Genomic DNA, 26,612 nt, shown 5'->3' with positions numbered 1-26,612 from the left:
TTACAATGTTCGTCCTGATTTCTTTAATTCACGTTTAATGCCTTCTATAATATCTTTTTGCCTTATTTCTTTGCCTCCATCTTTAAGCATCTGCATGGTTGCATACTGCACCACATTAATGATTACGCCTCCTGTAAGTTCGAATTTTTGGGCAATTTCATTTAAATTTACTTTTTCTTCCAGCTTGGTAAACGGAGAAAACCCTTGCTCCCAAAGGATAGCCCGCTGATTTACCTGAGGCATAGGGAATTCTATAACAGATTGAAATCGGCGTAAAAATGCCTGATCGATATTCTGTTTAAAATTACTGGCCAGTATTACCAAACCATTATGATCCTCGATCCTTTGCAACAAATAGCTTGTTTCTTGGTTGGCATACTTATCTCTGGCATCACTTACATTTGTACGTTTTCCAAAAAGGGCATCTGCTTCATCAAAAAATAGTATCCATCCCTGATTTTCAGCTGCATCAAAAACCTTTGCCAAGTTTTTACCTGTTTCGCCAATGTATTTACTAACCACTCTACTTAAATCGATGCGGTAAACGGGTAAATTGTGTTTTTTACCCAAAACGGCTGCAGCTAATGATTTTCCTGTTCCGGCCTGTCCGTAAAAAAGCGTTCTAAAACCTGGCTTTAATTTATGTTTCAAACCCAAATCATTCATCATGGTAACGTTGTGTGTTAACCAGGAATTTAACAATTCTAAATGTTCTATAGTGTGCTCAGGTAAAACCAAATCACTATATTCCATATTGGTTTCGATTAAATGAGCTGGAAAATCGACCGAGAAACGGGGTTTACTCCTTTCACCAGTAGTAAACTCTTCGAACCAGTTTTTATTAATGTGTAAGGGAATGCTCGAAATGGGCTCGCCTGGCGGAAGTGGCTCGTATTCCAAAACATTTAAAGCAAAAAGTGGGTTTCTGGCATCAAATAGTTTTAATAAATCAAAGCGCAACATTAAGTTATCAGATGCCAATAAAAACAAAAATGTTTCTGCCGTAGGTAAAAAGCCACTGAATACATTTCCCTTTTTACCTCCAAATTCGGTAAATATCTGTCCGGTTTGTGGATTAGTAACCAAAAATATATCTAAACATTGGGGTTTTATCTGACTCACCATTGCCAAAAAAAGCAAAAACCGATCAGCAAACTTAAGTTGGTGCTGAGTTAAAAACCTGGTGTAAGTAGAATCAAAACCGCTTAAATCTGGCGGTTGTACAGTAAAAATGCTTGTACCTGTAGCAACACTACCTGCATTTATTGCACTACGTAACTGCAGCACTTTTTCAAACCAGTTTAACTCGGCCAAAAGTGCATCTGCGTTTCCCCGCAAAAGCGTGGTGTTTACCAGTTCAGATTTATCAAATAATTGTTCCATGGTAAGCGTATTATGGATAATGACCAGGGTAAAGTGTCTAACAAAACATCCAATCCTTTTCTTTCTACATGTAAATTATAATTGCCCTCCCGAAAAATTAAACTTCCATTCCGCATTAAAAATGTTTGGGTTAATCCTTCTATCGAAGTGGAACCTAATTTTGTCCAATGTTTGATCACCGTTGCTTTTAATTCGGTACTCTGCTTTAATTCTTCTTCAGTGAATGCGATCTCGTTGAGCTTGATTACCACTTCCGGATCTGCCCCACACAATATTTTATTAAAAATTAACCTGCTTTCATCTTCAGGCATTTCGTTATAAACCAAATAATGCAAATACACTATTGCCTTGTGTCTACACGTTTCATCAATAAACTGATTGGCATTAAGCAATTGCAAAACATTAAACAAATTTTTAAAATATGGATACAAAATAATCAGACCTGCATTTTCGATTAGGATAGATGCATTATCCAGTACTTTAGTTTGCTTTACTTTCACCGTTTTACTTACTTCCTCTTCTCTGATTAATTCAGGTTTGGGCAATCCTTTACTGCTTGTAATGGCTGCTAGTAATTTATTAAAACGTTGAAGTACCAACTTTTCTTTTTTGAGCTGAACGGCAGCGATACTTAACTTAATACTATCTATTAAAGCCGGTTTCAATGATGGCATATGCTGCACCAGCGAGAAAAGCCAAAGCCCGAAATCTTCAGTATCCAGTAAGTGTTCATCCTGCTTTAAACCATCAAGCCAATACTTAAGTATAACATTAAATAAATCATGCTTAATATTTGGTTCAAAATACTTTAAGAGGATAATATCTGTTTTAAACTGAAGGTAATGATAAAAAAATGACTGCCTGCTAATGAGCTGGATTAATCTGCTATAACTACTAGAATTGTGCTTTAACGCTACAATAAATTGACAGAAAAGATTTCGATCAATATTGAAAAGCCTCAATAAAATTTCAGAAGGGTTAAAAACAATTTCAGAAGGTAACCACCAGGGCTTTAAGCCTGTTTGACAATATAAAGTCAACGATTCATACTCATTAGCAACAGTTCCACTATTAGCGGATAAACCTGGGTTGTGTTTTAAAAGTGTTTCAGGATGAAACTTCAGATTTTCAAGAAACAAACCGAGTTTCTCATCTAGAACAACACCAGTATTTACTTTATTAAAATTGTGATTTTTAAAATAGCCATAGACTTGAGTAATGATTTGTTCTTCAACATTTTGAATCAACTTATCTAAAGATAAATTACCCAAATCGATCTCTAATTTATCGATGCGAATGGTATTATTTATGGCAAATTCATCGAAAATGGTATTGAAGATTTCCGGCAATCTGGTTTTACAGAAATGGCCGATTTCTGCCTGCACCTTTTCCCAATCCTGTTGATTATCAACAGTGAGCAACATTTTTTGCGATTGGATGAGGTGTTTGTTCATGTTCTTAAACCATTAGTTTTTTCCAAACTCAAAGTTTTCGGTTACATCGGCGTCTTTTACACTCGTTTGTCTTTCTTGAAGGCCATATACTACTGAGGTAACCCTCATTAAATAATTACCTGGTGCTACGGTTATACTGTAATTTTCACCATTTGGTGTTTGTGAATACATAATTTGACTACCCTTTTCGTCAAAAACCTCTATCTTGTAAGATTGCGCGAAAGCAACTCTACCCTTTATTAAATGGGTTTCTTCCTGAATTCTGCCCATACCAATAAAGAACGTAATTTTAGCTGCTCCTACCTCTTCGCCAGTTTCTCTTTCAATTACGGCATATTCAAGTTCATCAACAGCAATAATAGATTTCATTGCCCGGCTATTTTCTGCCACCTTTTTCGGATCAAGGCTGTAAACCAAAATCTGTTTTTTCAGATTTGGTTTAGGCTCGTAAATTTCTTCTTCAAAGGTTACTGAACCTAAACCAGGATCACTTTTAACAATAACCTTGTAATCACTAGGGTGATATAAATTATTGAGCACCTGTATTTTGGCTGTGTTTATTCTACTTTGATTATATACTACAAAACGCGAAATTGGCACCACCAACGGTGTAAGTTCTTTATTGCGGTAATCTTTCACATCGCACTCGCAGCAACTGTCGTCTTCGTAAAGGGTAAAATCGGCAATTACATTTGATGCGATATTCTCTAAACCCTGTTTGCCTATTTCTTCAACCAGTTTATCATAATGTTCATTAAACTTTGCTTCGAATCCACTTAAGTATTTACCTTTGTTTTTCTTTGTACCTATTACTACGATCTCTTCTAACTCTTTCTCTTTTGTTCCTTTTTCTACCGCCTTACGCTTTTCATGAAGCGCCGCTAAATGGGTTTCGTACTCTTTCTGTGCATCAGTTTCTTCTTTCCTGGCTTTTTCTATTTCTTCAGCACCACTTTTCTGCTTTTCTGCCAATTCAGATTTTATTTTTTTCGTTAGTTCGTTGATCTCTTTTGTTTTATCCGATTCTGTATTTTTCCGTAGTAAAACTATTCTTTCTTTGTATTCCTTTTCAATCGCTTCGCTTTTAACGGCATCACCTTCTGTTGACTTGAGTTCTCTTGTTTTTGTTTCCAGCTCAGTTTTTAAGAGAGATTCTTCTTTCTTGATTTCATCGTCTGTTAAGACCTTACGCTTATTTATTTCGGCCTTCCTACTTTCTAAAGTCTTTTTTAACTGAAGTTCAGTTTGGGTCAGTTCATTTTCACGTTCTTTTATACGAGCTCTTATTTCTGAAGACTTTAATTCGTAATTGGCTTTAATTGCCTTTTCGGCTGTTACAAGCTCCGCCACCTCTGCTTCTTTATGCGTTACCGGCAAAGCCTCAGGCGCTTTTCCAATGGTTTGGTATTCGATTTCTTTGCCTGTATGGTACAATAATAACAGGGTATTGCCTTTATTTACGCCTGCCAAATGTTCTACAGCTCCTGCTTTGCGGATATAATCATAAAATGAGATATTGGTAGACAGGCTTTTATTCCTTTGCGACCGAATATCAGTTAAAGTACCTATATTGATATAAGGCCTGATCATCAACACATTTAAGCCTCTATGTAACAAGGTGGCGGCCATGAGGTAAGCCATTAGCTCTACATTGCCATCGTTATTAATGATTTTGACCATGAGCTTCATCCCACTTACGTAGGTTACAATTAAATCTGTATACACTGTTTTAAAACGGTTTTCATCAAAATCAGAAAATTCTAAAGTAAGCGTAGCAATTAACTCCTCGATGTTATCGTTGAAACGGGCAACCAGGTGCAATACTTCACGCTGCAGATCGTCGGGTGTTTGTTCCAGTCTGCCTTTACTATTATTTATTTTGCTATAATTGGCCTGGTTGATGCGTTCGTTAACCATACCAGCTTTAATAAAAGCGGTGTTTATATTGCTGAATATAGATTTTTTCTCAGTATTAACGCCTGAATCACTGAAAGTTTCCTTTCCAGCTGCATTTGTATGCGCTGTAGCTTCTTTTTTAACATTTACACCGCTCACGGCATCTTTAGCTGCATCTTTTACATCATCAAACCGGGCTATCATTTTTTCAGCCAGGGTACTGTATTTGATCAGGTTATTGAGATAATATAACATTACATTGCGCCATACCAAATATTGCGAATCGAGATCAGGATAGCGGCATATCGTTTTCACGGTTCCTCCTTCGCCCATAAAAATAGAACGGACCTTAAAGGGCAGGTTAAACCGGCGTTGTAGTTTTTTGTACTGCAAAACGGCTGTATCTTCTGGCATAGCTAAATGGCCTTCCATTCTAAAAAAGCTGGTATCGGTTAAATTATACAGTAGTGGTGCTTCTAACTTGCTCATACCATACTGCTGCAGGTTTGCAGGCATTTGATAGTGATAACTGAGCGGTTTACCATTATCGCAGCCAAGACATAAAGATTCGTTCCAGTACTTTTCAAATTCATCGATATTGGGATCGAAATAAATTGGGAAAGCCCGCTTGCCAATGTTTTGCCACTTTTCTTTGCTTGGTGTGGCTAAAATGCCCCTTTCGCCTTTTTCGGTTAAGGAATCATAATAACCGTTTAACATGGTCAAGGTTCTTCCAAAAACCGAAACCAGTTTTTTGCTCCAGTCTTTATACTCATTAAATAAAGGTGAATATTCAAATTCCTGACGGTAAATGGAGGGAGGACAAGCCTTAGTCCCCAACATCAAATGCATTGGAAAGGCATCTTCATTGGGTAAACAAACGCTATGTAGATGCATGGCTATGCAGCGTAATTCTTCGTACGATTTTATGATATCCTCAAAAGCATCGTACACATATTGAAATCCGTAAGCCTTTCCGCTTAGGTATTGAGCGGAGAGTTCTATCAATTTCGCCTCCCACATCGATCGGATGTTATCAAAATCGACTCCCGGAAAATGACGCACCAATGCAGGCAATTCTTTATAGATAATGCCTAATTGTTTGGTGAGTTTTTCTAATATGGCTGCAACCGGACTCAAATAGGTATTAATTAAAGCAGCGTAATTAGCTGCTGCAATTGATGTAATTAATGCCCGTGGATATTCGATTGTTTCTAAATTATAGAGCGCGGGATACATCGCTCCGCCTTTATTTTTATTAAAACTATTAATATCGATGAGATCGGTTATTTTGATCAATAACTTACGCACGGTGAAGGTATTTTCTTTACCTAAATCATCGCAGCTTTTACCCAAGCAGCTTTTAAGATCCCTTGCTGCTGATTCTAAAAACAGCACAACCACATAATCGCTTAAAATTAATGACGCATTAATTGGTGTGGCCGCCACCGCAGCTGCATTTTCTGCAGTAACCAATTCTAAAAGCGGAGCTTTATTAAAATATTTATAATCTAATCCATCTGGCGGAGTATATGGTTTAAAATGTGTTAAATCGCATTCGCCCAGTGAAATCAGAAAGCCCCAGGAGGTAACGCCTACCCCTTTTGAGATATGAACGGTATTTACGCCAAAAGTTGCATGTAAGCCACAAACGATCCCTCTTCCAATCAATCTAATCCTGGTTAATCTGCTTTCCTGAAACAAGAACTGTTGCATGGTATTAAGCTGACCTGCCGTAAGTACCTGGTTTTCTTCAAAAACCGTTGTTTTATTAATGAGTTCCATAGCTAGATTAATTAAAAAATGCCAATGTTAGTTTGATTTAGAATGAGTGGGTTTTTCTGCACTTCGTTTTCGTTGCAGCTGTGCAACTTTCCGGATGGATAAACACTCCTTAAACCTTGTATTATTTCTATAAAATTTTTAAGTGCCTTAACTCTTTCGGCATCGCCAGTACTTGTGGTATTGATTTGAATGAGCCAATTTTTATACGCTTTTTCGAATTGCCCCATTTGCAAAGGATTTATCCAACACACATTGAGTACAACATGCGCGGGGCATTCTTCCCTCAATGTTTTCTCAATAAAAGTTCTAAAGTTTCGATCGCGGAAACGGTCGGGCCAATAGGGCAACACGGCTGTCATTACAAAACTATAGGTATCGGCAATTTTGCACTGTACACAATCTACATCGGTATGAATGTTTAATAGTTTATCAAAATCGCGTTTTTTTGGCCTTAACAGGATATGTTCAATCAAGTGGATACCTTCTCTATCAATGAATGTCTTATTAAAAAAAGCAACCATATCCGAAATGGCCAGTTTTTCCATCCCAGCCCTGATTACGATTGTTTTTGGCGTAACGTTTTTAATTGCAAATAACTTGGTATAGGTAACTTTGGGTGCTACTAAAAAATCTAGTTCTATATCCGAAATAATGGTTGTTTTATTATCAGCAAAGCTGATGGTTAGTATCCGAAAATCGATTAAAGCTGCCGAAGGCTTGATTAAGCTCATAGTATCGCCGATTCGCAATCTATCAGTCAAATCGGTTCCGGTTATGGTTAGCTTACGGCCATTTTCGTATAGGTAAGCGTTAAATGTTTCGGTAAAACTTAATTTTCCATCAGGATAATTATTAGGGAGTGTTTCATTAATTTCTACCTTGATGTTTGGCCCCAATGCCACGGTATTGTTTACGGAATAGGTACCATTATTGGACAGCGAATCAACAATCTTAACTATCGGTGAAGCGGTGCTGTCTTCAATGATTTCGGCCAATGGATAATTGTAATTTTTCCCTTTATCTATACCAATTATGTTATCATAAATATCGAATACTTCGAAATGGTAATTGGGAGTGTAAACGGTTACATTTTGCGGTTCGCAGCGGTAATAATCTTCGTCGGCAGCAAATCTGATTAATTTCCAGATCAAACTCATTTCGGTATCCGTCATTGTTTCGGCGGCGTCAATTCCTTTAACTTCTGCCCCTTCAATTTCGCCGGTTAGTATTACTTTTCTACCAGCATCTTCAACAGGTTTATCAAATAATTGATACTCAATTTTATGAAGAAATGGTGTTGTGGTATTGTTAACTGTATGCGAAAGCACTTCGAAGTAATTTAAAATCGGGGGTGTTAAGTTCTTACGGCTCGACAAAACCTGATCACATAACTCTTTGGTACATAAATCGATGTGACTATTAATTAATGAATTGGCAGTAGATAAGGTTAATGTAGTGTTTTTACTTTTTGCAATAACCTTTTCCTGAATTAAATCGGCCAAAAGCAAAACCTGGTATTTACCGGCAACACTACCTGCCACAATTTTATAGTTATTGATATGTACTGCAGCGCTAATCAATTCTTCCATAGCAGATTTAGCAGCCAGTACATCTGTAAAATTACCAACCCGCTCAAAAAGAACTTTGGTTAATACCTTGGTTTCGATATTCCAGGTTGTAGACACTGGTAAGATTCTAAACGCTTTCGAAAAATGTAAATCTTCTACTCTTTTAGCATCTATCCCCAACAGTAGGCTTACCCTTTTTTCGTAGCCTGAAACATTTTTATAAAACCAGGTAAATTCATTGTGGTAATTAAATGCCTTACCTCTATTGCTACTAATTTCCGGATAGGCATTTAAAAACGACAATTTATCTTTTATCAGTTCTGCTCCAGCCCTTTGACCGTCAATGGTGTAGGCAATTAAAGCATAATCGCTAAACTGCTCGCAAAAGCGGGCCAAAAGGTGATCTAGAAAGCGGTTTTTACGTTTTTCAAAATCGGTTTTACTTTCAGTAATTCCCTGCAAATGTTCCGCATAACCATCAATAAATATTCTTTGTTCAGTTGCATTGGGCACAATATCTACATTACCCCCAGTTGCTTTTAAGGGTTCGCTGAAGTACGTTTTATTCAACAAAGGCTGACCAAATTCATCCAGTTCCTGGTTTAAGCTAAACAGTGCTTTTAAACCATTAACCTGTTGAAGATAACCATATAACAACTGATCAAAAAACGACAAGAAACCTTTAAACTGTTTGGCCTGGGTTATCCGAAGATTTCTTTCATCATCAGTAGTTGGCAAATTAGGGATCCCTTCAGAACCTACACCATAAACCAGTGGAAAATCTTGTTGTATCGAGGTATAATCAGTAATTTCTCTCCAGTCGCCCACTGGAAATGCATTATCTAAAATTGGATTTTCTGGATAACGTTTCCTCGACTGAGCAAAAAGCGCTTTATATTTTGCTTCCATTTCATCTTTATCAAACGAAAATGGAAGGTTGTGTTTGTAGAACGATAAATTAGAAAGATTAGTGGATAAGCGGGGTACATAAAATTGATCAATCGCTAAAGAAAGACACCATTTAACACTTTTCTTTGATATATTAAGTACATTATCCTCTGGAAAGTTGGCCAATTGCAAGCCGCTAACCGATTGAACAACCTGTTTGCCATCAATTTTAACATCCATGATAATCCTGATCAGATCGCTTACATGGATGGTACATTTTTGTTCGGAAGCGTTAAGTTCATCGTCATCGATAAAACCATGTTCTAAAGCCGGGCCATCAAAAATATCTTCGGTAGCTTTTCCTTTGTTTTTCATATCGGGCAAGCTGTAGAAATATACATCAGGTGATAGAAACTGTGCAATTTGAAAATAAATTTCGGCGGCAACGCTTGCGGCATCAGCAAAAGGATCTATTTCTATATCGCCACAAATGGCAATTTCTTCTACTTTGAGTGCTCTGGTATTTAAATAATCTTCGCAAAGTGGCCGGTTATCATTCAACCTATCTTCAGCCTTTTTTATAATGTTTTTTATTACACCTATTTTGCGTTTGTAGGTTTGTAATAATCCATTGGGCGCATTAAAAATGAAGTAGTTTAAATCGGCATCAATTGCATCAAGGCCTACAAGAGCAATAGGAACTTCGGCAACTGTCTTAGTACCTGCAAGGGTAACTGTGTGATCTGCATCGTTGCTATCAATTAATTTATAATCGTCAGGCAATTCATCGACCTCTATTTTCAGGCTTTTAATTTTCGCAATTATTGCAGCATCGTCGTTAAAATCGATACTTAAATCGTCCCAGCGTGGAAAATGAATTTCTACCTTTATTTCTACCCCCTCTAATAATGGATCGGGGGCAAAATTATTGATGACGTATATGGCAGAAATGGAATTGGAATTTAAATCGCCATAGTTTACCGACTGATCAAATTCGATCAGAAAATTATAAAGTCCTTTAACAAAAAATCCGGTTCCATCAGTAGCGGTCGGGAAATAGTCTAATTTCTGCTGTAACTGATTTACATAAAGTTTCATTTCAGCATCATCAGCAGGAATTACCCAGGCATTTTTTATCCCCAAAGTTTCTGTCCCTGCCTGTACCGCTACGTCCATTAAGAGTTTTCGAAAATCTTTAATGGTAACGGGAGCGTTGTGCAATATTTGCCTTGCGGTAAAAAAATTACGGAAATCGATATCAGCATCGGCAGAATTAGGATCACTGGCCAGTAAATCCTGCATATCGAAGGTCAAGCGGTAACCTAAATCTGTTATGGCATAACAAAGTGTTTCGAGCGTTGTTACTCCCGGATCGTGAAGATTATAATCGCTCCAATTGCTTTTACTTAAAGCCTGAATACGGTTTATACCAATTTCACGTAGTTTATCAAACTGCATGCTATCCTGTTGCGGATTATTTTTCGATATGGTTTTTAAATCGCTCATTTAATTACAACCGCATTCGTTAATTGGAATAAATTTACTGTCTGTTATTGCGTTGTCATTGCAATCGGCACATTCACAATCCGGATTATTGATTCCCGGGATATCATTAATATTGATGATGCTATGCTCGGGGTAGGCCGTTAAAATACTTGCCGCTGTAGCGGTTTCTGCTGTTTCTAAATCTTTTGTTGATATGTCTTCTAAACCCACTGGCCTAAACAGATACATTTTAACGCAGGTGATATAATCTACATAGTCTAACTTTTCGAGCTGATAGATAATGGTCGATTTTTCTATTTTACCCCCAAATTCCATCTGCGTAGCAGCGTTGCTTGTCCAAGGGGCCAACAGTGATTTAAGCTGCGTTTTAAGTTTCGGCAGATAAATATTTTCTTCGTATCCATCACGGAGTTTGAGGTGAAAATGAAGCTTGATTTCTTCAAATATTGGATTTTGAACATTCAATTTTGCGAATACCGAATTGGTTTTGGCCAAATAAGTTTTAATCTGTTCTAATGTATTTTTAGAAACTTTTGGCTTTAATGGATTTGGCGCATTGCTGATCGAAATATCGGGCACGGCAATAATAGTTACCTGGCCGGGCGATAAAGAATTATAACTGCTTACATTCCCATTGTAAAAAGTGTGGTTAATGCATTTTGCCGTGTACACATTCGGGAATTGGGCCAAAATAAGACGCTCGTAATCCCACAGGGTGATGGATCTCCTTTTGTGCCGTAAAATTTCGCTAACCCTTAAATAATATTCATTACCGCTTTCTATTGCCTTCCCATCAAATGAGCCATAAGGTTGAACTACCTTTTTCACGGCGCTATCGGGTTCTTTTAGCTTGGCAATCACCCCTGCTTCGATGGCTATTTTTTCGGGTACAACATCATCATAAACAGAAAATTGAGCCTCACTGGCTTGAGCAGTAATGGAGATAATATCGCACACTGCCGCTGCATTGCTTATTACCGAAGCCCTTAGCCACAACAGACCAGTCGGCAATACAGTATTATCGGTATTTACGGTTTTAGGAATATTTAAGGTAACTATGCCTGTTGTTAACAATCCGTTTGTCTGTTCCCTTAAAATCTCTATGTTTTTAAATTCTTTCCAGATGTTATGTTGAAGATAGGCCCATGTTACCACTGCTTTATCAAAATCGGGATCGGCGCTACCCTCACTAACCTGTAACAATAAACTTAAATTTTGCGGAACAATTGCATCGCTTAGGCCAATGTATAACTCAGCATCATTGGATTTAGTAGGAAGTAACGATACAGACCCATGCGTAAAGGGATGTGCTTCGGCAAGGCCGAAAGGCTCAACAAAATAAAACCTGTGGATGCGGTTATCGTAAGTTGACTTAACATCGCCCGCTACCGAAAGATTTATGGTGGCTGCGCAGCTATAATCGATCGTTAAATTCTGGATAAGTGGCAAATATGGAGGATTGGGCAATTTAGGCACCGTGGTTTTACCAATTACCGCTGTACTAAATACCAGTTGATAATCGGCCTGGCCAAATGTACCTTTGGTAAATTTAAGTTTTAGATAGCCCCGTTCGGTCTCAAGGTTATAAGCATCATTTACTTCGGTATTATAATCTGCATCGAAAGTATCTGGTATATTTAAATCTGTAGAGAACTGTGCATTGGGTGCAACTGTATCTGCTGCACTAAAAAGTGAAACCTCTGCCGATGTAGCATTTATCCAATTGCGATGTAAGAGAAAGGAAACTTCTGCTTTATAATCACTATTATTAACATATTTGGTTGCATCACGGCCATTACTAGCATTAGCCAAATTGGTGTAAAGGTCGTAATATGTAACAAAAGGAACGGTAGGTAGGCCTAAATATTCAAAATTTAGCTTTAAACTACTGAGATCATGCTGAAAAACCTCTTTGCTGCCTATATAAAAATTAGCGCCAATACTGGGAATCGGACCAAAAATTTCCATAGGTTTAGCAGCATCGAGTTTACCTAAACTGTTCTGTACAAATAGATTTTTCACCCCCTGTACATCCGTTTTAATGACCACATTATCTATTGAAGCAAAGGTTAGGCTGGCATAAATATTTGGGGTTGATAGTATTTCTATCTTCAATACCGGAAAAGCGGTTCTGAAATCTTCTATATGAAGTTTTTGACTATAATCGATCAATTTAGGTTTGCTTTCATCAGCAAAGAGCACAATTTCGAGCACACTGGTACTCGTTAATGATACAGCAGTAATGTCTACCGCTGTCCACCCTTTTTCTGCGGTAATACTGGCCTTAAAATTTTCGGGCTTAATTACCGGCGCTGCCAGATAAGGCGCACGATAAGAAAAGGTAAGTGTTATTTTACGTTTGCCTTCGGCCATTCTAAACAGTGGAGAACTTATGGCAAAACCAATATTAGCTTTATTTCGATCGGTGTTGCCAAAAGTATCCCAGCTTCCATCCTGATTGGCCAACTCTCCTCCATTGCCATCGCCAGAATTTGCGATTGGTGAAGCATAAATTTTAGTTTTTTCAGCTTGATCAACCAAAATAGATTTAATACTCGCTACCTGTGTATGGCTAAAGCTGAAAGAAGATAACAGCTTGTAAAACTGTTCTTGTTTTTTACTGTTTTTGCCTGCTTTAAACTCAGTTTTATCGTTTAATATGTATTGAGAAATGTGTTTCGCCAATTCTACAATCAAATATACTTTATCGGGCTCGGCTGCCTTTTTTTCGAAGCCTAAAACGGTTTCAAAAAAATAATCTAAATGTTTGCCTGTAAACTGATTGAGGTCTTTTTGAGCAATGGCGTATAAATCCAAAAAAGAATCGAAAAGTGCCAAATGTGGTTCTGAGGTGCCATCCTCATTAATTTCACTGATATTAAAAACACTTTGCCAATCTGTCTTTTTCTCTGTTCCATCAAAATAGTAATGGTTAATATAAGCCGCCAAATTATCGCAAAATTGATAAAGGCTTGCTTTACTTCTTTCATCAATGGCAACAAAAGATGCATCCAAAGCTTTTGGCAAGCGGTTTAAACGGCTTGTTCCGTTTCTTGGTGCAGTATTTTTATTGCAATTGGTGCTCATTTTTTCAAATATTTGTTCCTTCGGTTAAATAATATGGGTAAACAATATTGTTCCTGGTATTGGTACTTCTGATGGTATATTCTACCACCAGGTTAATTACCCCAAACTCTACATTTTTAAAAACATCTAGTTTATCGAGCTTAATGCGCGGCTCGTAATAAATTATTGCCCTTCTAATCCTTTCGGTTATCCGCGTTACCAGCGTAACATTAATGGGTTCAAAAATCATATCTTCTACATTGCAGCCATACTCAGCCTGCATCACCCTTTCGCCAACCGCTGTTCCGAACAGGATCTCGAGGCTTTGGTTAATATCTACCACATCGCTTACCATGCTGGTAGCAAAGCGTTTTATGCCTTCGTATTTGACTATCTCTGGCGGAAAGGCCCATCCCTTACCTAAAAAATTGCTTTCTGTATCCATTTTTTAACCTATTGAAACTGTCGGACATCCAACTACAGCACTTGCCCCGCAAATACAGGTATCACCTGTTCTAACTGCTGGCAAACCACCTATCAACACTGTCGCACTTCCCGTCGGAAAAGGGCTTACCGTTGGCTGATGGCTATTTGGTGGCAATACACAAACGTGATTATCGCCAACTACACATGCAGGCATCCCCCCAATTAATACCGTTGGTACGCCAGGACCTATAATTGTGCCACCGTGGTTTGTGGTATCGGTAACTCTCGCTGCGTTTGCCATATTTTTAATTTATCTGCACCATACTTCCTTTAACTTTTGTAATGGCGGATGAACTGACTTCTGTGCCCGCGCTTCCGCTTAATTTTAATTGTGCGTTGGCATTGGTTGTAATATTGGTTCCATCTATTTTAAAGTCGCCTGATGCTTTTAGTATGATATCTTTAATACTTTCAATCTTGATCCCATCCTCGCTCATCTCTATTTTATTCCCATTAATATCCTGAATGTCAATCTGTTTCTGATCTTCATCCAGTGTAATAAAATTGCCTCCAGGTGTTTCTATCTTTATAATCTTCTTTTCATCATCAAACAATACCTGAAGTTTTGATTTGGTAGATAATCCTTTTAAATAATTATCATCTTTTGCTTCTAGATGAGGTGGAAATGAACTGCTATACAATCTACCCAGAATCACTGCATCGCGAGGATCATCATTTATAAAACCAATAATTACCTCATCATTTATTTCGGGATTCCAAACCCATCCATGTTCTTTTCCTGCATCTACACTGGCCAATCTTGCCCAAATGCCATCTCCTTCATTTTCGACAGTGGGCAAACGTACCCTTATTCTATTTTCACCGTCGGGATCGCTTTCTAATTGGGTAACAATACCGATCTGCAAACCATTTACCGGGGGGATGATCCCTGTGGCAGGCTTTTCTACAATATCATCGAAATTGTAGCTATGCATTTTTTGATCAAGGCCAAACTGAACATGGCTGTACCAGGCGGCTTCTCCAGAGTAACTATGGATTACCCCCGTAACCAAGCATTTCCCACTAAACCTTTCGCCTATTCCCAATAATTCAACTATAATTCCGGGTTTTAACTTGTTATCGCCCTGCACCCTAAAATTTCCGATAACCCTGTTCAACCTGCTTCTAAACAGTTGTGCTGTTGCCCATTCGGTCGATTCCTGTTCAGCTACATTGCCCGAATGATATAAGCTGTTATCTTCCCAGCCCAACACTTCTGCCAAATCATCGCCGGAAATATTACCTTGCTGGGGTAAAGGTTTTGCGGCCGATGTACCTTCTTTTACTTCCTGGTTGGTATAATTCCAGCTTTTGGTTAGTACCTGTGGATATTGGGTGCGGGCATCCATCTGAGCTTCAAAATCATAAATCTCCGATCCATAGGTATAAGTTGCCGTGCTTTCCTGACTCGCATTGGGCATACCGATAGTCAATTTTCCTGCTTCTGCTATAACCAAGGCACTGTTTAGCTCGGCCCTGGTAACAATAAAATCCCAATTGCTGCAATTAAATTGTACCAGTTGTTTATGTTGTAAACCCAATCCGTCTATATCGGCTGTAATTCCATTCTGGCCTACCAGATCGGTTATTGCATCGCTATCACTTGCGTCTTCCCATATCTTGTTTTTTCGTCCTGCGGTAAGTTTAACGGCTTTATCCCTACATTCTATTTCCATTTGGCTCCCATCCTCGTTAGCCCTAATGGTCTGGCTGATAATTAAACCAGAGAATATCATTTCATTTTCGCCATTGTAACCAGCAGCAATGCTTATTTCGGCCCCTGGAATAAAATTGGTTCCATTGCTTAAATCGAAATTTTGCGCAGCCGCGCTACCATCCATTACTACCACTTTAGCTTTAGGTATGGCATTAACCACATTGGTTACCATAATTTCTAAAATACCAACCGCATCGGGCAAAACTTGTCCGTTTATGGTAATGCTAAAACTTTGTACTCCTGAGTTGGCTGGCATGGTATATTATTTTTCAATCGGTGGAAATGAAATGTTTTGTCCTTGTTTTAATTTCCTAAAATTGTTCAGTTTATTGGCCTTGGCCACTTCTAAGTAATATCTATCGGTTTTATAAATATTGTAAGTCATTAATGGGAGCGAATTATCGCCTTCAACATTTCTGTAATGTGTTAAATCGGGCGAACTGCGCCGCTGTTCGTTAGATTGCTCGGTAAGAGATGTATAACTGGTAAAAGTGCAATCTGTTTTCGCTCTTAATGGTTTTCCGGTATTATCGAACAAGGTGTAGGTAACTTTAACAGCGGTTAACATTCCCTGAAAAGTGAGCTCACCCCAGTGTATTTTTAAAAAATTTGGCTGATGGGTATCTTCTTTAATCTTAAAACAGGTATCGATAAATTTTTCGATTACTTTATGTACTGTTTTATCATTCTGAACATCAGTTTGAAAAGTAGAATTGCCCGAGTAAGAAGCTGATGTTGCGTCCCACAAAAGGTCGAGATTTAGCTCCTTGCCCCTTGTTGATTTAAACTCGCCAACACCATCAGCAGCATTTACAGGCGCATCATGATCGAGTTCATTTTTGTAATCGATAAAATAAGTATTGGGATTATACAATACCTTAAAGGTTTCGATTGGCGAACCCGAAAAGTTATTGTCAGAATAAACATCTATTACGAGTTTTTCTAAATTACCCAATTCATCATGAAGCTGACTTAAAGCCATAGTTACCTCTCATTCTTATTTTTGATCTGTAATCTCAATTCCTCCAATGCCTTTTTCATTTTCTTATCTGTAGCTGTTTGACCGGTTCTGCCTGGCACTGTAGATCCGGCTACATTGTTGGTTACCGTTGCGGTAATGTTTAATTCTCTAATTTCTACTGGCATATTTTAGTACTTTAAATTTCTACCCGCCTGAAATATTGATGTGCAAACTCGATACTTTCGATCACCAAGCCATTTTGTTGTGCGTTAAAACCTTCTATCGACCACCGAATTGGATATGCATTAACAAAATTCCAGGCCTGTAAGGGTTGATGTTCATCGTTAAGCAAAATCAAGGTGATATCTTTCGGGCTAAACGTAAAACTTTCTACACACTCTTTAAACCACTGCATTGCTTTAGAGTTAAACAATAAACCACGCTTTAGCGTAAGGTTACTGTAGGTTACTGCCGTTGGGAGTTTATGCGCAAAACGGTTTTCTCCACCTTCCTTATATTCTTCGGTAGCAATGCTCGATTCTAAACCGGTGGCATCTGTAAAACCTATATCGTCTACGCCATCATAAGATAAGCCCTCTATCTGCAATAGAAAATGAAAACCAACTGGAGGATTTGGCGATGGTGAATTGGATATAGAGAACATATAACCTAGGTAAATTCGATGCTTAAACCTTCATGTGCTAGCTCAACTGTTTCTATAGCAACCTCGTTCCCGGTAGAATTTAGTGTTGGTCCGTCTACTTTTGATGGCCAGGCCTGCCTAACTTTCCAAACCACCACCGGTTCGTGACTTTCGTTCAGCAAACTAATGGTGAGGTCTCTCCGTTCTATTTTATTTAAACTAACGGTGTTAAACCATTGAAAAAGTTCATTATCACCTTTGGTTATGCCTCTTTTCATCGAAATCGCAGTGTACTGCTGCATTCCCGGCATTTTAGTAACATGGTATTCTGGTGAGTTTCCTTCGCGATAATCTATCGATTGGGTTTCCACCGTTAAACCACTAACTTCTGTAAAACCAATTCGCGAGCCGCCCCATTCCACCTGAAAGTGAAATACCGGCAATGGATAAGTATTTGCCATAATTTTATAATTTATGATGAATTATTCTTGTAGTTTATGTGAGAATTTCAGGATGATAAATTCTGCTGGCCTCACAGCTGCCATACCTATCTCCACATTCATTCTACCCTCTAAAATATCAAGGGAAGTCATGGTAACACCCAAGCCTATGCGAACAAAATAGGCATCATCGGGTTTTGCCCCCTGCAATGCACCCTGGCGCCATAGCTGGTTTAAAAAATTCTCGCACATGGCTTTTACACGCAGCCAGGTATTGGCATCATTTGGTTCGAAAACAACAAATTCCGTGGCTTTTTTAACGCTTTCTTCTACAAAATTGTAAAAACGCCTTACTGAAATGTATCTCCATTCGTTATCGTTTCCAGCCAAGGTTCGGGCACCCCAAACCAACGTGCCTTTGCCAGTAAAAAAGCGGATTACATTTATTGATTTACCTGTAGTTGGATCTATGTTTAGTGTTTCCTGTTGTTGTGCGGTCACTTTTAATGATGGTCCAGTAACCATTTTTACACTCTCGTTGGCAGGTGCCTTCCATACTCCACGATTGTTATCAACCCTGGCCATTATACCTGCAACAGCACTCGATGGTGGTAAATCAATTACGTTTTTATCCATCTCGTTTGTTAAAGCACGGTAAGTATTTAAATCCATTGCTTTTATGGCTGATAAGGTTGCATCGTTGTATGGTCCGTTAGCGCCATTTACCAGATGTTTTACGACAATAGAATCGTTGTAGCCATAACTTAAAGTACTTTGTAACCAAGGATAATAAACTGCACCATATTTTAAATAATCGGCACTGATATCATCTCTAATCACTCCTGCATCGGTAAAGGGAGAATCGGATAGTACCCAGGCATCAAAAATTGCAATCCGATCCTGCAGTTTAGCACATTGTGCCAAAGCGTAATCATAGGCATCTTTATAACCCGAAGTAGCACCAAATGAAGTATGCTTATCTGTAAAAATGAGCATGGTTGGTTCATCCACTTTTGCAATTGCATCTAAACAGGCTTTAGCTTTTACGGTTGTAATGGTTGAAGCTACATCGTAATCGCCACATGAAACTATATAACAAGGGCCACCACCGTTTGCATAAAACATCTGTATAGCATAATACATGTATTTACCACTTGTGGCACTCTTTTTAGCATTACAGGTAATTACGCGTTTTACTACCTTACCAGCAACTTCTGTATCGGTTATTGTGGGGATTCCACTGGTTTCGAAAACAGTAGTTTCAGAATTGGCCCCACCAAAATACTTTTGATAATCGAGAAATGAAGTAATGCGGATGGGCGTTGGTAATTTTCCTCCTGTAGGCAGAATATTGTTTCCATTTTCATCTTTAGCAAATTCTGTTCTGCCCATAAATGCTGGAATAGCCGTTTCTACAGGTGCTATTGATGCAGGCAGTTTACTTATTTCCTCTATATAAACGCCAGGGGTTTTATAATTAGTTGCCATAATTTTAAGATTTTGCTAATAAGTGAGAAAATTTAAGAACTATAAATTCTGCTGGTCTAACTGCTGCCATTCCAATCTCGATAATCAACCGTCCTTCTAAAATATCAAGAGCCGTCATGGTGATGCCCAGACCTACATTTACAAAAAATGCATCTTCAGGTTTTGCACCAGCCAAAGCCCCTTGTCGCCACAGTTGATTTAAGAAATTCTCGCACATGGTTTTTACCCGCATCCATGTTTTGGCATCATTGGGCTCAAAAACCACAAACTCCGTGGCTTTCTTTATCGATTCTTCAACCATAATAAAAAGCCGCCTTACGGGCACGTAGCGCCATTCATTATCATTCCCGGCCAATGTTCTGGCTCCCCAAACCAAGGTTCCCCTACCTGCAAATTTTCTGATTACATTAATACTTTTTCCTGATGTTGCATCTACATTCAGGTAATCTTGTTCTTCATCGCTTATTGTAATCAGTGGTTTATCAACCGTAAGCACACTTACATTGGCTGGCGCTTTCCATACACCACGTTCGTTATCTACCCGGGCCATAATACCTGCAACTATACCCGAAGGATAAAGTGGAACCGTATACGCATCAAGCGCTGCTTTTATCTGATTGAATAAGGCAAAATCGTTGCTATCAAACCCACCCTTTAAAAATGGCGCACTTAAGGTTATGCGAGGGATATTTCCTTTTGGATCATAAACAATGGGGATAGCATTTCCGGCATTGCCAGCTGCTTTAGCAGTGATGGTTACTACAGCTAAATTTGCAACAACATCTACCAAAGTCATTAAATCGGTATTACCTGCAATTGCGGCTCTTAAAGCTGCTGCTGTAGCGGTTTCGTCGGCACCAATTACAATGCCGCCTGTACCTCCAAAAGTAAAGCTAAACCCTGCTATGGCAATAGAATGCCCGGTTAAAGTAATACCCCCTATGGTTATTGTACCTGTGGCTTTTATTGCAGTAACCGCATCTTTTTCAACAATTTTGGTAATTGCTTTTTTGGTATTTACAACTTTCTTATAAATACCCAGGTTACTTCCGCCACGGTTATCGGCTGCAATTTTTATGTTTTCGTCAGTTACCCGGTTATAAGTGGCTCCACTTTGTATCTGTGGATAATAGGTGGCTCCGTATTTAAGGTTATCTGCACTTACAAAATCATTTCTAAATTTATCGGCCACTAAATAAGCTGTTGTTAAGCCTGCTTGTGGCGTATCCATTATGGTAAAACGGTCTTGCAGTTTGGCACATTGTGCCAGCATGGCATCGTTTAATTCTTTAATATCAGCACCTGAAGTTAAAGCTGTAATTTCGGGGATCAGCAGGAGTGTAATTTCATCTTCCCGCTCGCAGGCCTGTAAACCAAGTTTTAGTTCAGACTTTGTTATATCTGGTGTATCTTCGAAGTCACCCACCGAAACAACCCAGCAAGGGCCACCCCCATTTTCGTAAAACATTTTTACATGATAATATAAGATATAGCCAGAAACTGTTGTGGCCGGAGTAACATCAATCTTTGGTATTAATTTACCCGGTTCGGGTTCATTAATGGTTACTTCCAGTACTTCCGGAAAGGCACCACCAAAGAAAACTTCAAACTCTAACAGAGAGGTAATACGCACTGGAGAATTGATAGCGAAAGCCACGCCGTTTTTCTCCCGCTTTGCGGTATATCCGATAAAGCCTGGTATTGCTGTTTCTACTTGTGCAATAGATGGGGGTATTGTCGAAATCTCTTCAATATATACTCCTGGATGTTTATATGTTAGCGCCATATCATCATGAATTATTTTTAAACATATACATATATTCTACTGTCCTCTCCCGCTTGTTTTTCGGGCATTGGGTTTGGCAAATTCTTGGTTAAAATAACTTCTGTTCCTCCATCCTTTTTACTCAGTTCTAAGCCCACTTTTACCTTTTGATAAAAAGGAATCTTAACATTGCTTTTGAAGAGCAATATATCCGCATCGGCTATTTTATTAATCGGATCGGGATCATTGGCAGGCACCGGATTCCCGGCAAAAGTATATTTGGCATAAGCCGGAATGCCGCCAGGTGTACCATCCAAACTTTTATCTTTCACTAATAAATCAAAATCATCTAAATCAATCCCACTCTGGTTAATTATATAATATTTCCAGATGGTAGATTTCCTTAAAAAATTAATTAAGAACTTTGTTTCCGTAACTACCGCATTGCTTGCTGGTAGCTTTAACTCCAGCACACCAAAAATTGATTGGGCACTTAATCCGTTGCTCTTAAAAATCTTATAACTTAGTAAATCGTTTCCTGTATCTGCTGCATTTTTGATCGATATGTTATATAGCCCATCGGGTAATTTGCTCATATCGAGCAGTTTTTCAAAAACTTTACTGCTATTGACTTTAATTTTATAAGGACCATTAATGGGCAAGCCATCCGTATCAAAAGCAATAACCAGATTATTTTCTGCTGATGAATTTAGCCTCAGGGTAACTTCTGTATTTACAGGAGGAAGGGTAAAATCTAAATTCATTAAATCGCCCACAATTCCATCAATAATCTGGTATTCGAGGTTGCTGTTTAAACCGTTGTTCGAAAAATAAATCTTTTTATTGCTTAAAAAATCCTTGTTTGGGGCCGTTTCATTTAGTTGTGTAATGGCTAAAAATTTTGCTGCATTATTGAGGTGAATACCAAATTGCAAGGTGGTATCTAAAATTTCTATTTTGGGTTTTAAATCTGCTCCAATTTCAGTTATGAGATTAAAACCGGTATCAAATATTTTAAATAGCCAGCGTTGGTTAATGATTGTTTTTCTTGATGCTGTTGTTGCTATAAAACTCAAATCATTACACAAATTATCCTCATAGTAATTGTGATGCACATTAACTGAAAATAATTTACGGTAGGCTGTCATAACTTGGTTCTTGTGTTTAATAAGATATTTTCTACTAATCCATCTGGCACCAACTGAACGTTTTCCTGTACGGTAATCATCCTGATTTTATATAAAACAGAGGGCAGATAGCTGTGACCGATAATACTCCAAAAATGGTTCATCTGTTCAAAATTGAAGCTAAAAAGCTCCGCACTTAAGCGTTCAATATTACTATCAATAGCGCTTAACAAAGGAGAATTGGCCTGTGTAAACACGTTTTTGCCCTGAAAAAATGAAATTACCTGCGATAGTTTTTTTAAGCCCTCCAGGTAATCTAAAGTTGGCGATTCGGTACCCGCCTGGTTAAAATTTGCAGAAATAAGTACGTACAGATTCAGATAGATATCAGGATTGCGGGTTTCTATTTCGCCAAGCATATTCCTTACCGTAACCCGTTGATCTTTTATTGCCCTATCCTCTTCAATGTTCATTAAAGTAATACCCATTGTTTTTTCGGGTATGGCCAGTTTCCCCTCAGAAACGACACTGCTTACCACAATAAAATCATCGTTTAATGTATTGGCAATATTGTTTAGATATCCATTAATTTCTTTCGAAATAAAATCAAGTGCCGTGTTAATCATAGATAAATATTTGGAGCAGAATCTGTTTGATAATCAAACGGTTAATATAAACTTAAATAGGAAAAGCGCTATAGTTATTAACAATTTTAAAAAAAGTTATTAACACTAAATAGTAACTAAAAAACTGTCATTGGAAAGTAAACACCATACTTTTCACGAAAATTAATGACCTAAAGAAATAGTTGTTAACACATTAAAAATCAAGTTGTTAAAAACAACTCAGGGGAATAAATCTTTTTTCAGACCGAAAAAGATTTTATTTTTCTAAAAACAACCGCCCAGATTACCTAAATGGGCTAAAAAAGCACACAAAGCACCTTTAAACGCGTATTATTAATGATACTGGTTTGATATTTTAAGTTTTTTTAACCCAGTTCAATTACGAAATTATTTGTTGAGCTATTTTAGAAAATAATATAATTTCAACTGCACTCGAGTACGTGTGTCAATAGACAATCGAAAACAAAAAATTCAGTATTTGTTTGATTTAAATCTCGGTGCGTTTTACCACTAATTCGCGCGTTATGGTACCATAAACAATTAAATACTGCGCAATCATGTAGGTTGCCATAATTAATGCCCCACTTTGTGGGATGGGCTGAGCGAATTTATTTACGGCCAGCACACTGTCTGACAATAAGAAAAACAGCGCACCATACAAAATGAGTTTAAAGCTGAAAATATTCACTTTCCCATACCGGTTAACGGCCATAATAGCCATAACCGTGATAATAATGGCATACATTAAAACGGGGAACTGCATTGCTCCTAGTTTTGGCTGCAGGTAGAAAAACAAGCCTGAACAAAAAATAGCAAATGCGCCTACAGCCCACAAAAAATAAGGCGTTTTGTGGTTAGGATTCGATCTATGATCGAGTGTAAATGCCCTGATGTAAAAAATATGGCAGGCTACAAAGGCGATTAACCCAAAGATAAAAAAACTTGGTTTACCGCTTTGAAACATCAGCAAAATATCACCAGCCCAAGCAAAAATTAATCCGATGAAAATTCTCTTATGGAAACGCCCTTTCAAGTTTGTGCTCAGATAAAGCCATGCTAAAAGTACCACCACGATTAATGGCTTAGAGAAATTTCGGAGTCCAATATTATTGGCATATTCGGCATATAGCTGAATTACAAATACAAGGAAAAATATAAATGAAAATAGCTTAGTCTTCATCAGGATTGGGATTTGCCTTTTGCAAATTAAAAAACCAAATTACGGATATTAACTGGATAGCCACAAAAATTACTTGATATCCGACCGGAAATTTCAAAAATAAAACCAGCAAAACACCAAACGGCAGCCTAAAATACTCAAACTTAATTTGCCATGCCTTTTGTTCTAATAATGCACCACAGGTAATTAATGTGAATATGGTAAAAATAGCTCCTGACACTAAAGCAATGGTTTCCATTTTATGATAAGAAAACAACATTGCAGAACCTGCAGTTAAAGCAACTAAAAATTGGATCAGAACGTAACCCGTTAACCCTGATTGATATGCTGGATTATATTTTTTATAGGTTTCTACATTTATTTCCGGCGCATGTTGAAATCCGCCCAAGTGTGCTGGAAACCAGCCAGGTGGTTTAAGAAAAACTTTAATTTTATCACTGAATTTAGGTGATTTCTTTGCTGTTTTAACCAGGTCATCCCAATAATGAAGATTAGCCCAAACAGGATTCCAGCTGGCCAAAGGTTTGGTAATACCATAATAAACCTCTTCTTCTTCTTTCTGAAAAGTACCAAAAAAGCGGTCCCAGATAATCAATGTACCTGCGTGGTTTTTATCAATATATTTTGGGTTAGAGCCGTGGTGTACCCGATGATGTGAAGGTGTATTTAATATATGTTCTAAAAAGCCCATGCTTTTAATGGCTCTGGTATGAATCCAGAACTGATACAAAGTATTGAAAGAACTTAATGTTAAAAACATAATCGGATCAAAACCAACAAATGCCAATGGAAGATAAAATACCCAGCTAAACCACCCCTGAAACCAGCTTTGCCGCAAAGCCACGGTTAAATTATATTCTTCTGATTGGTGATGTACAATATGTGCTGCCCATAAAGCATTTACTTCGTGGCTCATCCGATGAAACCAATAATAGAAAAAATCGACACCAATAAATAGCAGTATCCAAACCCATATTGTTTTAGGTAATTCAAATAAATGCCAGTGCTCAAAAATATACTTGTAACCAAAAAACAATGCGGTTTTCATAAATATCCCGGTGAGCTGCTGCCCAATACCCTGACTTAAATTGGCAATACTATCATTAAGCCGATAATAATTTAGTTTTTTATAAAAATTATAAGCCAATTCTATTCCGATCAGAATAAAAAACACAGGTACAGATAACGCAATGTAATCTACTTTCATATAAACGTGAAGAAATATTTGGCCAGCAATATTTACTTTACAATTTAGAAAATTTTTAGCTCAACATAAAATCTAATTCATGTAATATTTGTGCTTGTTTGATCTTATTTATTGATTTTCATGAAATTCAGCTTACCTTTGAAAGGCTAAACTAATGCTTTTGGCGTTATTAACTTTTCATTTAAATCATCCCATCTATGAAAAAATTATCTCTCCTGTTGTTGCTAATTGCTTCGGCATTTTATACAAAGAGCCAAACGTTAGTATTAGCCAAAGATGCCGCTCAACATATTGGTAAAAATGTAACCATTTGCGATTCGGTGTATAGCGCAAAAGCTTTAGACAAATTAATTTTAATTAATTTAGGTGGTGCCTATCCAAAAGAGCTGATCACCGTAGTCATCAACAAAGAAGATCAGAGTAAATTCCCTTCGGAACCTTCGAGTATGTTTATGGGAAATAAAATCTGTGTTACCGGAATTATATCTGATTACAAGGGCAAAAAACAGATTTTAGTTACCGATCCGAAGCAGATTACCGTAAAATAAACAGCCTAATCATCAAACTGCGGTATTATTGCCGCTTTAGCCGCCTCGATATAAAGTAAAACCTGATTAACACAAGCTGTTAAACTTTCTTGTACCTCGTGTTCCCAAAAGCGCATTACGGTATAACCTTGAGCATGCAGCTGTTGGTTAACATGTTTGTCGCGTTGCATATTTCGTTCAATCTTCGGAATCCAAAAACCAGAATTTGTTTTTAAAGCTGATTTCTTTTCATCCCATTTGTAACCATGCCAAAAATCGCCATCTACAAATATGGCGAGCCTGTACTTATTGATAACCAGATCGGGTTTGCCAGGAAAATTTTTAGGGTGGATTCTGAACCTAACATGTTTGCTCCAAAGTGCCTTGCGTAGTTTTAACTCGGACAGGCTATTTTTCGCCCTAATTTTAGACATATTTTTACTCCGCTGTGCAGTGGTGTAAAAACCGGCACTTTCTTCAAAGCGGGGGACTTTAATATCCTCATCTTTATATGGCTTAGGCTCCATACCAAAGAAAACCAATAATAGGTATAAATTGTTTAAAAAATTGGCGATAGAAAGGGGCGATATTGATCAACCTAAGCACCTCCTCATTTAAAGGAGGGCGCTTCGGCTGGAGCGTTAATACAAAACGTATAATTTATGAGTAAATTGTCGAAGGGTGTGCTCCTTCAGTCGGCAGGAAATTAATCCTGCCAACCTCGTAAGCATAGATATCCTTATTATCTGATTCGAAGATTGAAAATCATTTCAACATATCATAGCGGATTATACAGATAGGCATATTTCCTTGATGAATCGTTTTATTTCCTTGATGAATATTTTTGGTCTTGTAGCTTTTCTTATACTTAAATTTAGACTTTCACCGATTTTGATCCT

General features: G+C 37.8%; 20 protein-coding genes. 1 reads left to right on the top strand and 19 read right to left on the bottom strand.

Annotation, left to right across the window (positions count from 1 at the left end; translation table 11 throughout):
- The 18 genes from AC1DNH_RS01795 to AC1DNH_RS01710 form a co-directional block, all read right to left on the bottom strand.
- Positions 1-1,383: an ATP-binding protein gene (locus tag AC1DNH_RS01795; protein ID WP_477607851.1), complete on the bottom strand. Its 1,383-nt coding sequence runs from the start codon at positions 1,381-1,383 to the stop codon at positions 1-3.
- Positions 1,350-2,837 (bottom strand): contractile injection system tape measure protein, encoded by a 1,488-nt coding sequence (locus AC1DNH_RS01790; RefSeq protein WP_477581082.1) that lies wholly within the window; start codon positions 2,835-2,837, stop codon positions 1,350-1,352. The genes AC1DNH_RS01795 and AC1DNH_RS01790 overlap by 34 nt, the downstream gene beginning before the upstream one ends.
- Positions 2,838-2,849: 12 nt before the next feature.
- Positions 2,850-6,518: a hypothetical protein gene (locus AC1DNH_RS01785; protein ID WP_477607849.1), complete on the bottom strand. Its 3,669-nt coding sequence runs from the start codon at positions 6,516-6,518 to the stop codon at positions 2,850-2,852.
- Between the two features lie 11 nt (positions 6,519-6,529).
- Positions 6,530-10,480 (bottom strand): hypothetical protein, encoded by a 3,951-nt coding sequence (locus AC1DNH_RS01780; RefSeq protein ID WP_477625108.1) that lies wholly within the window; start codon positions 10,478-10,480, stop codon positions 6,530-6,532.
- Complete coding sequence (locus AC1DNH_RS01775; RefSeq protein WP_477625107.1) at positions 10,481-13,567, bottom strand: hypothetical protein; 3,087 nt, start codon at positions 13,565-13,567, stop codon at positions 10,481-10,483.
- Positions 13,568-13,571: 4 nt separating this feature from the next.
- Positions 13,572-13,991: a GPW/gp25 family protein gene (locus tag AC1DNH_RS01770; protein WP_477583686.1), complete on the bottom strand. Its 420-nt coding sequence runs from the start codon at positions 13,989-13,991 to the stop codon at positions 13,572-13,574.
- A gap of 3 nt (positions 13,992-13,994) precedes the next feature.
- On the bottom strand, positions 13,995-14,273 hold the full coding sequence (locus tag AC1DNH_RS01765; RefSeq protein ID WP_477583687.1) for a PAAR domain-containing protein: 279 nt from the start codon (positions 14,271-14,273) through the stop codon (positions 13,995-13,997).
- Positions 14,274-14,277: 4 nt separating this feature from the next.
- Entirely contained in the window at positions 14,278-16,005 is a 1,728-nt protein-coding gene (gene vgrG, locus AC1DNH_RS01760; protein ID WP_477610203.1) for a type VI secretion system tip protein VgrG, read from the bottom strand.
- Positions 16,006-16,011: 6 nt separating this feature from the next.
- Positions 16,012-16,731 carry a CIS tube protein gene (locus AC1DNH_RS01755; RefSeq protein ID WP_477625106.1) on the bottom strand — a complete coding sequence of 240 codons (720 nt, stop codon included), beginning with the start codon at positions 16,729-16,731 and terminating at the stop codon, positions 16,012-16,014.
- Positions 16,732-16,733: 2 nt separating this feature from the next.
- Positions 16,734-16,895: a DUF5908 family protein gene (locus tag AC1DNH_RS01750; RefSeq protein ID WP_477610398.1), complete on the bottom strand. Its 162-nt coding sequence runs from the start codon at positions 16,893-16,895 to the stop codon at positions 16,734-16,736.
- A gap of 11 nt (positions 16,896-16,906) precedes the next feature.
- Positions 16,907-17,374: a phage tail protein gene (locus AC1DNH_RS01745; protein WP_029274652.1), complete on the bottom strand. Its 468-nt coding sequence runs from the start codon at positions 17,372-17,374 to the stop codon at positions 16,907-16,909.
- Positions 17,375-17,379: 5 nt separating this feature from the next.
- Positions 17,380-17,814 carry a phage tail protein gene (locus tag AC1DNH_RS01740; protein ID WP_131031004.1) on the bottom strand — a complete coding sequence of 145 codons (435 nt, stop codon included), beginning with the start codon at positions 17,812-17,814 and terminating at the stop codon, positions 17,380-17,382.
- 21 nt (positions 17,815-17,835) lie between these two features.
- Positions 17,836-19,281 (bottom strand): phage tail sheath family protein, encoded by a 1,446-nt coding sequence (locus tag AC1DNH_RS01735; RefSeq protein ID WP_477583694.1) that lies wholly within the window; start codon positions 19,279-19,281, stop codon positions 17,836-17,838.
- Between the two features lie 4 nt (positions 19,282-19,285).
- Positions 19,286-21,067, bottom strand: coding sequence for a phage tail sheath family protein (locus AC1DNH_RS01730; protein ID WP_477610399.1), 1,782 nt, complete (start codon positions 21,065-21,067; stop codon positions 19,286-19,288).
- 17 nt (positions 21,068-21,084) lie between these two features.
- Positions 21,085-22,194 (bottom strand): hypothetical protein, encoded by a 1,110-nt coding sequence (locus AC1DNH_RS01725; RefSeq protein ID WP_477625105.1) that lies wholly within the window; start codon positions 22,192-22,194, stop codon positions 21,085-21,087.
- Complete coding sequence (locus AC1DNH_RS01720) at positions 22,191-22,799, bottom strand: Pvc16 family protein (protein ID WP_477610393.1); 609 nt, start codon at positions 22,797-22,799, stop codon at positions 22,191-22,193. The genes AC1DNH_RS01725 and AC1DNH_RS01720 overlap by 4 nt, the downstream gene beginning before the upstream one ends.
- Positions 22,800-23,286: 487 nt before the next feature.
- Positions 23,287-23,979 (bottom strand): lysoplasmalogenase, encoded by a 693-nt coding sequence (locus tag AC1DNH_RS01715; RefSeq protein WP_477585708.1) that lies wholly within the window; start codon positions 23,977-23,979, stop codon positions 23,287-23,289.
- Positions 23,969-25,186 (bottom strand): sterol desaturase family protein, encoded by a 1,218-nt coding sequence (locus AC1DNH_RS01710; protein WP_477610394.1) that lies wholly within the window; start codon positions 25,184-25,186, stop codon positions 23,969-23,971. The genes AC1DNH_RS01715 and AC1DNH_RS01710 overlap by 11 nt, the downstream gene beginning before the upstream one ends.
- A gap of 197 nt (positions 25,187-25,383) precedes the next feature.
- On the opposite strand from AC1DNH_RS01710, the gene AC1DNH_RS01705 reads away from it, so the two are divergent.
- The gene (locus tag AC1DNH_RS01705; protein ID WP_029274644.1) at positions 25,384-25,734 is read left to right on the top strand and encodes a hypothetical protein; all 351 of its coding nucleotides are present in this window, start codon (positions 25,384-25,386) and stop codon (positions 25,732-25,734) included.
- 5 nt (positions 25,735-25,739) lie between these two features.
- Here AC1DNH_RS01705 and AC1DNH_RS01700 read toward each other — a convergent pair whose 3' ends face one another.
- On the bottom strand, positions 25,740-26,240 hold the full coding sequence (locus AC1DNH_RS01700) for a very short patch repair endonuclease (RefSeq protein ID WP_477582801.1): 501 nt from the start codon (positions 26,238-26,240) through the stop codon (positions 25,740-25,742).
- Between the last annotated feature and the right edge of the window lie 372 nt (positions 26,241-26,612).

The organism is Pedobacter sp. 01N310 (assembly GCF_056399805.1).
The sequence above is the reverse complement of the archived record's forward strand: the minus strand, read 5'-3'. Positions and strand labels throughout refer to the sequence as shown.

Coding starts and splice junctions, on each gene's coding strand:
- AC1DNH_RS01795 (WP_477607851.1), bottom strand. CDS start 1,383: ATGGAACAATTATTTGATAAATCTGAACTGGTAAACACCACGCTTTTG.
- AC1DNH_RS01790 (WP_477581082.1), bottom strand. CDS start 2,837: ATGAACAAACACCTCATCCAATCGCAAAAAATGTTGCTCACTGTTGAT.
- AC1DNH_RS01785 (WP_477607849.1), bottom strand. CDS start 6,518: ATGGAACTCATTAATAAAACAACGGTTTTTGAAGAAAACCAGGTACTT.
- AC1DNH_RS01780 (WP_477625108.1), bottom strand. CDS start 10,480: ATGAGCGATTTAAAAACCATATCGAAAAATAATCCGCAACAGGATAGC.
- AC1DNH_RS01775 (WP_477625107.1), bottom strand. CDS start 13,567: ATGAGCACCAATTGCAATAAAAATACTGCACCAAGAAACGGAACAAGC.
- AC1DNH_RS01770 (WP_477583686.1), bottom strand. CDS start 13,991: ATGGATACAGAAAGCAATTTTTTAGGTAAGGGATGGGCCTTTCCGCCA.
- AC1DNH_RS01765 (WP_477583687.1), bottom strand. CDS start 14,273: ATGGCAAACGCAGCGAGAGTTACCGATACCACAAACCACGGTGGCACA.
- vgrG (WP_477610203.1), bottom strand. CDS start 16,005: ATGCCAGCCAACTCAGGAGTACAAAGTTTTAGCATTACCATAAACGGA.
- AC1DNH_RS01755 (WP_477625106.1), bottom strand. CDS start 16,731: ATGGCTTTAAGTCAGCTTCATGATGAATTGGGTAATTTAGAAAAACTC.
- AC1DNH_RS01750 (WP_477610398.1), bottom strand. CDS start 16,895: ATGCCAGTAGAAATTAGAGAATTAAACATTACCGCAACGGTAACCAAC.
- AC1DNH_RS01745 (WP_029274652.1), bottom strand. CDS start 17,374: ATGTTCTCTATATCCAATTCACCATCGCCAAATCCTCCAGTTGGTTTT.
- AC1DNH_RS01740 (WP_131031004.1), bottom strand. CDS start 17,814: ATGGCAAATACTTATCCATTGCCGGTATTTCACTTTCAGGTGGAATGG.
- AC1DNH_RS01735 (WP_477583694.1), bottom strand. CDS start 19,281: ATGGCAACTAATTATAAAACCCCTGGCGTTTATATAGAGGAAATAAGT.
- AC1DNH_RS01730 (WP_477610399.1), bottom strand. CDS start 21,067: ATGGCGCTAACATATAAACATCCAGGAGTATATATTGAAGAGATTTCG.
- AC1DNH_RS01725 (WP_477625105.1), bottom strand. CDS start 22,194: ATGACAGCCTACCGTAAATTATTTTCAGTTAATGTGCATCACAATTAC.
- AC1DNH_RS01720 (WP_477610393.1), bottom strand. CDS start 22,799: ATGATTAACACGGCACTTGATTTTATTTCGAAAGAAATTAATGGATAT.
- AC1DNH_RS01715 (WP_477585708.1), bottom strand. CDS start 23,979: ATGAAGACTAAGCTATTTTCATTTATATTTTTCCTTGTATTTGTAATT.
- AC1DNH_RS01710 (WP_477610394.1), bottom strand. CDS start 25,186: ATGAAAGTAGATTACATTGCGTTATCTGTACCTGTGTTTTTTATTCTG.
- AC1DNH_RS01705 (WP_029274644.1), top strand. CDS start 25,384: ATGAAAAAATTATCTCTCCTGTTGTTGCTAATTGCTTCGGCATTTTAT.
- AC1DNH_RS01700 (WP_477582801.1), bottom strand. CDS start 26,240: ATGGAGCCTAAGCCATATAAAGATGAGGATATTAAAGTCCCCCGCTTT.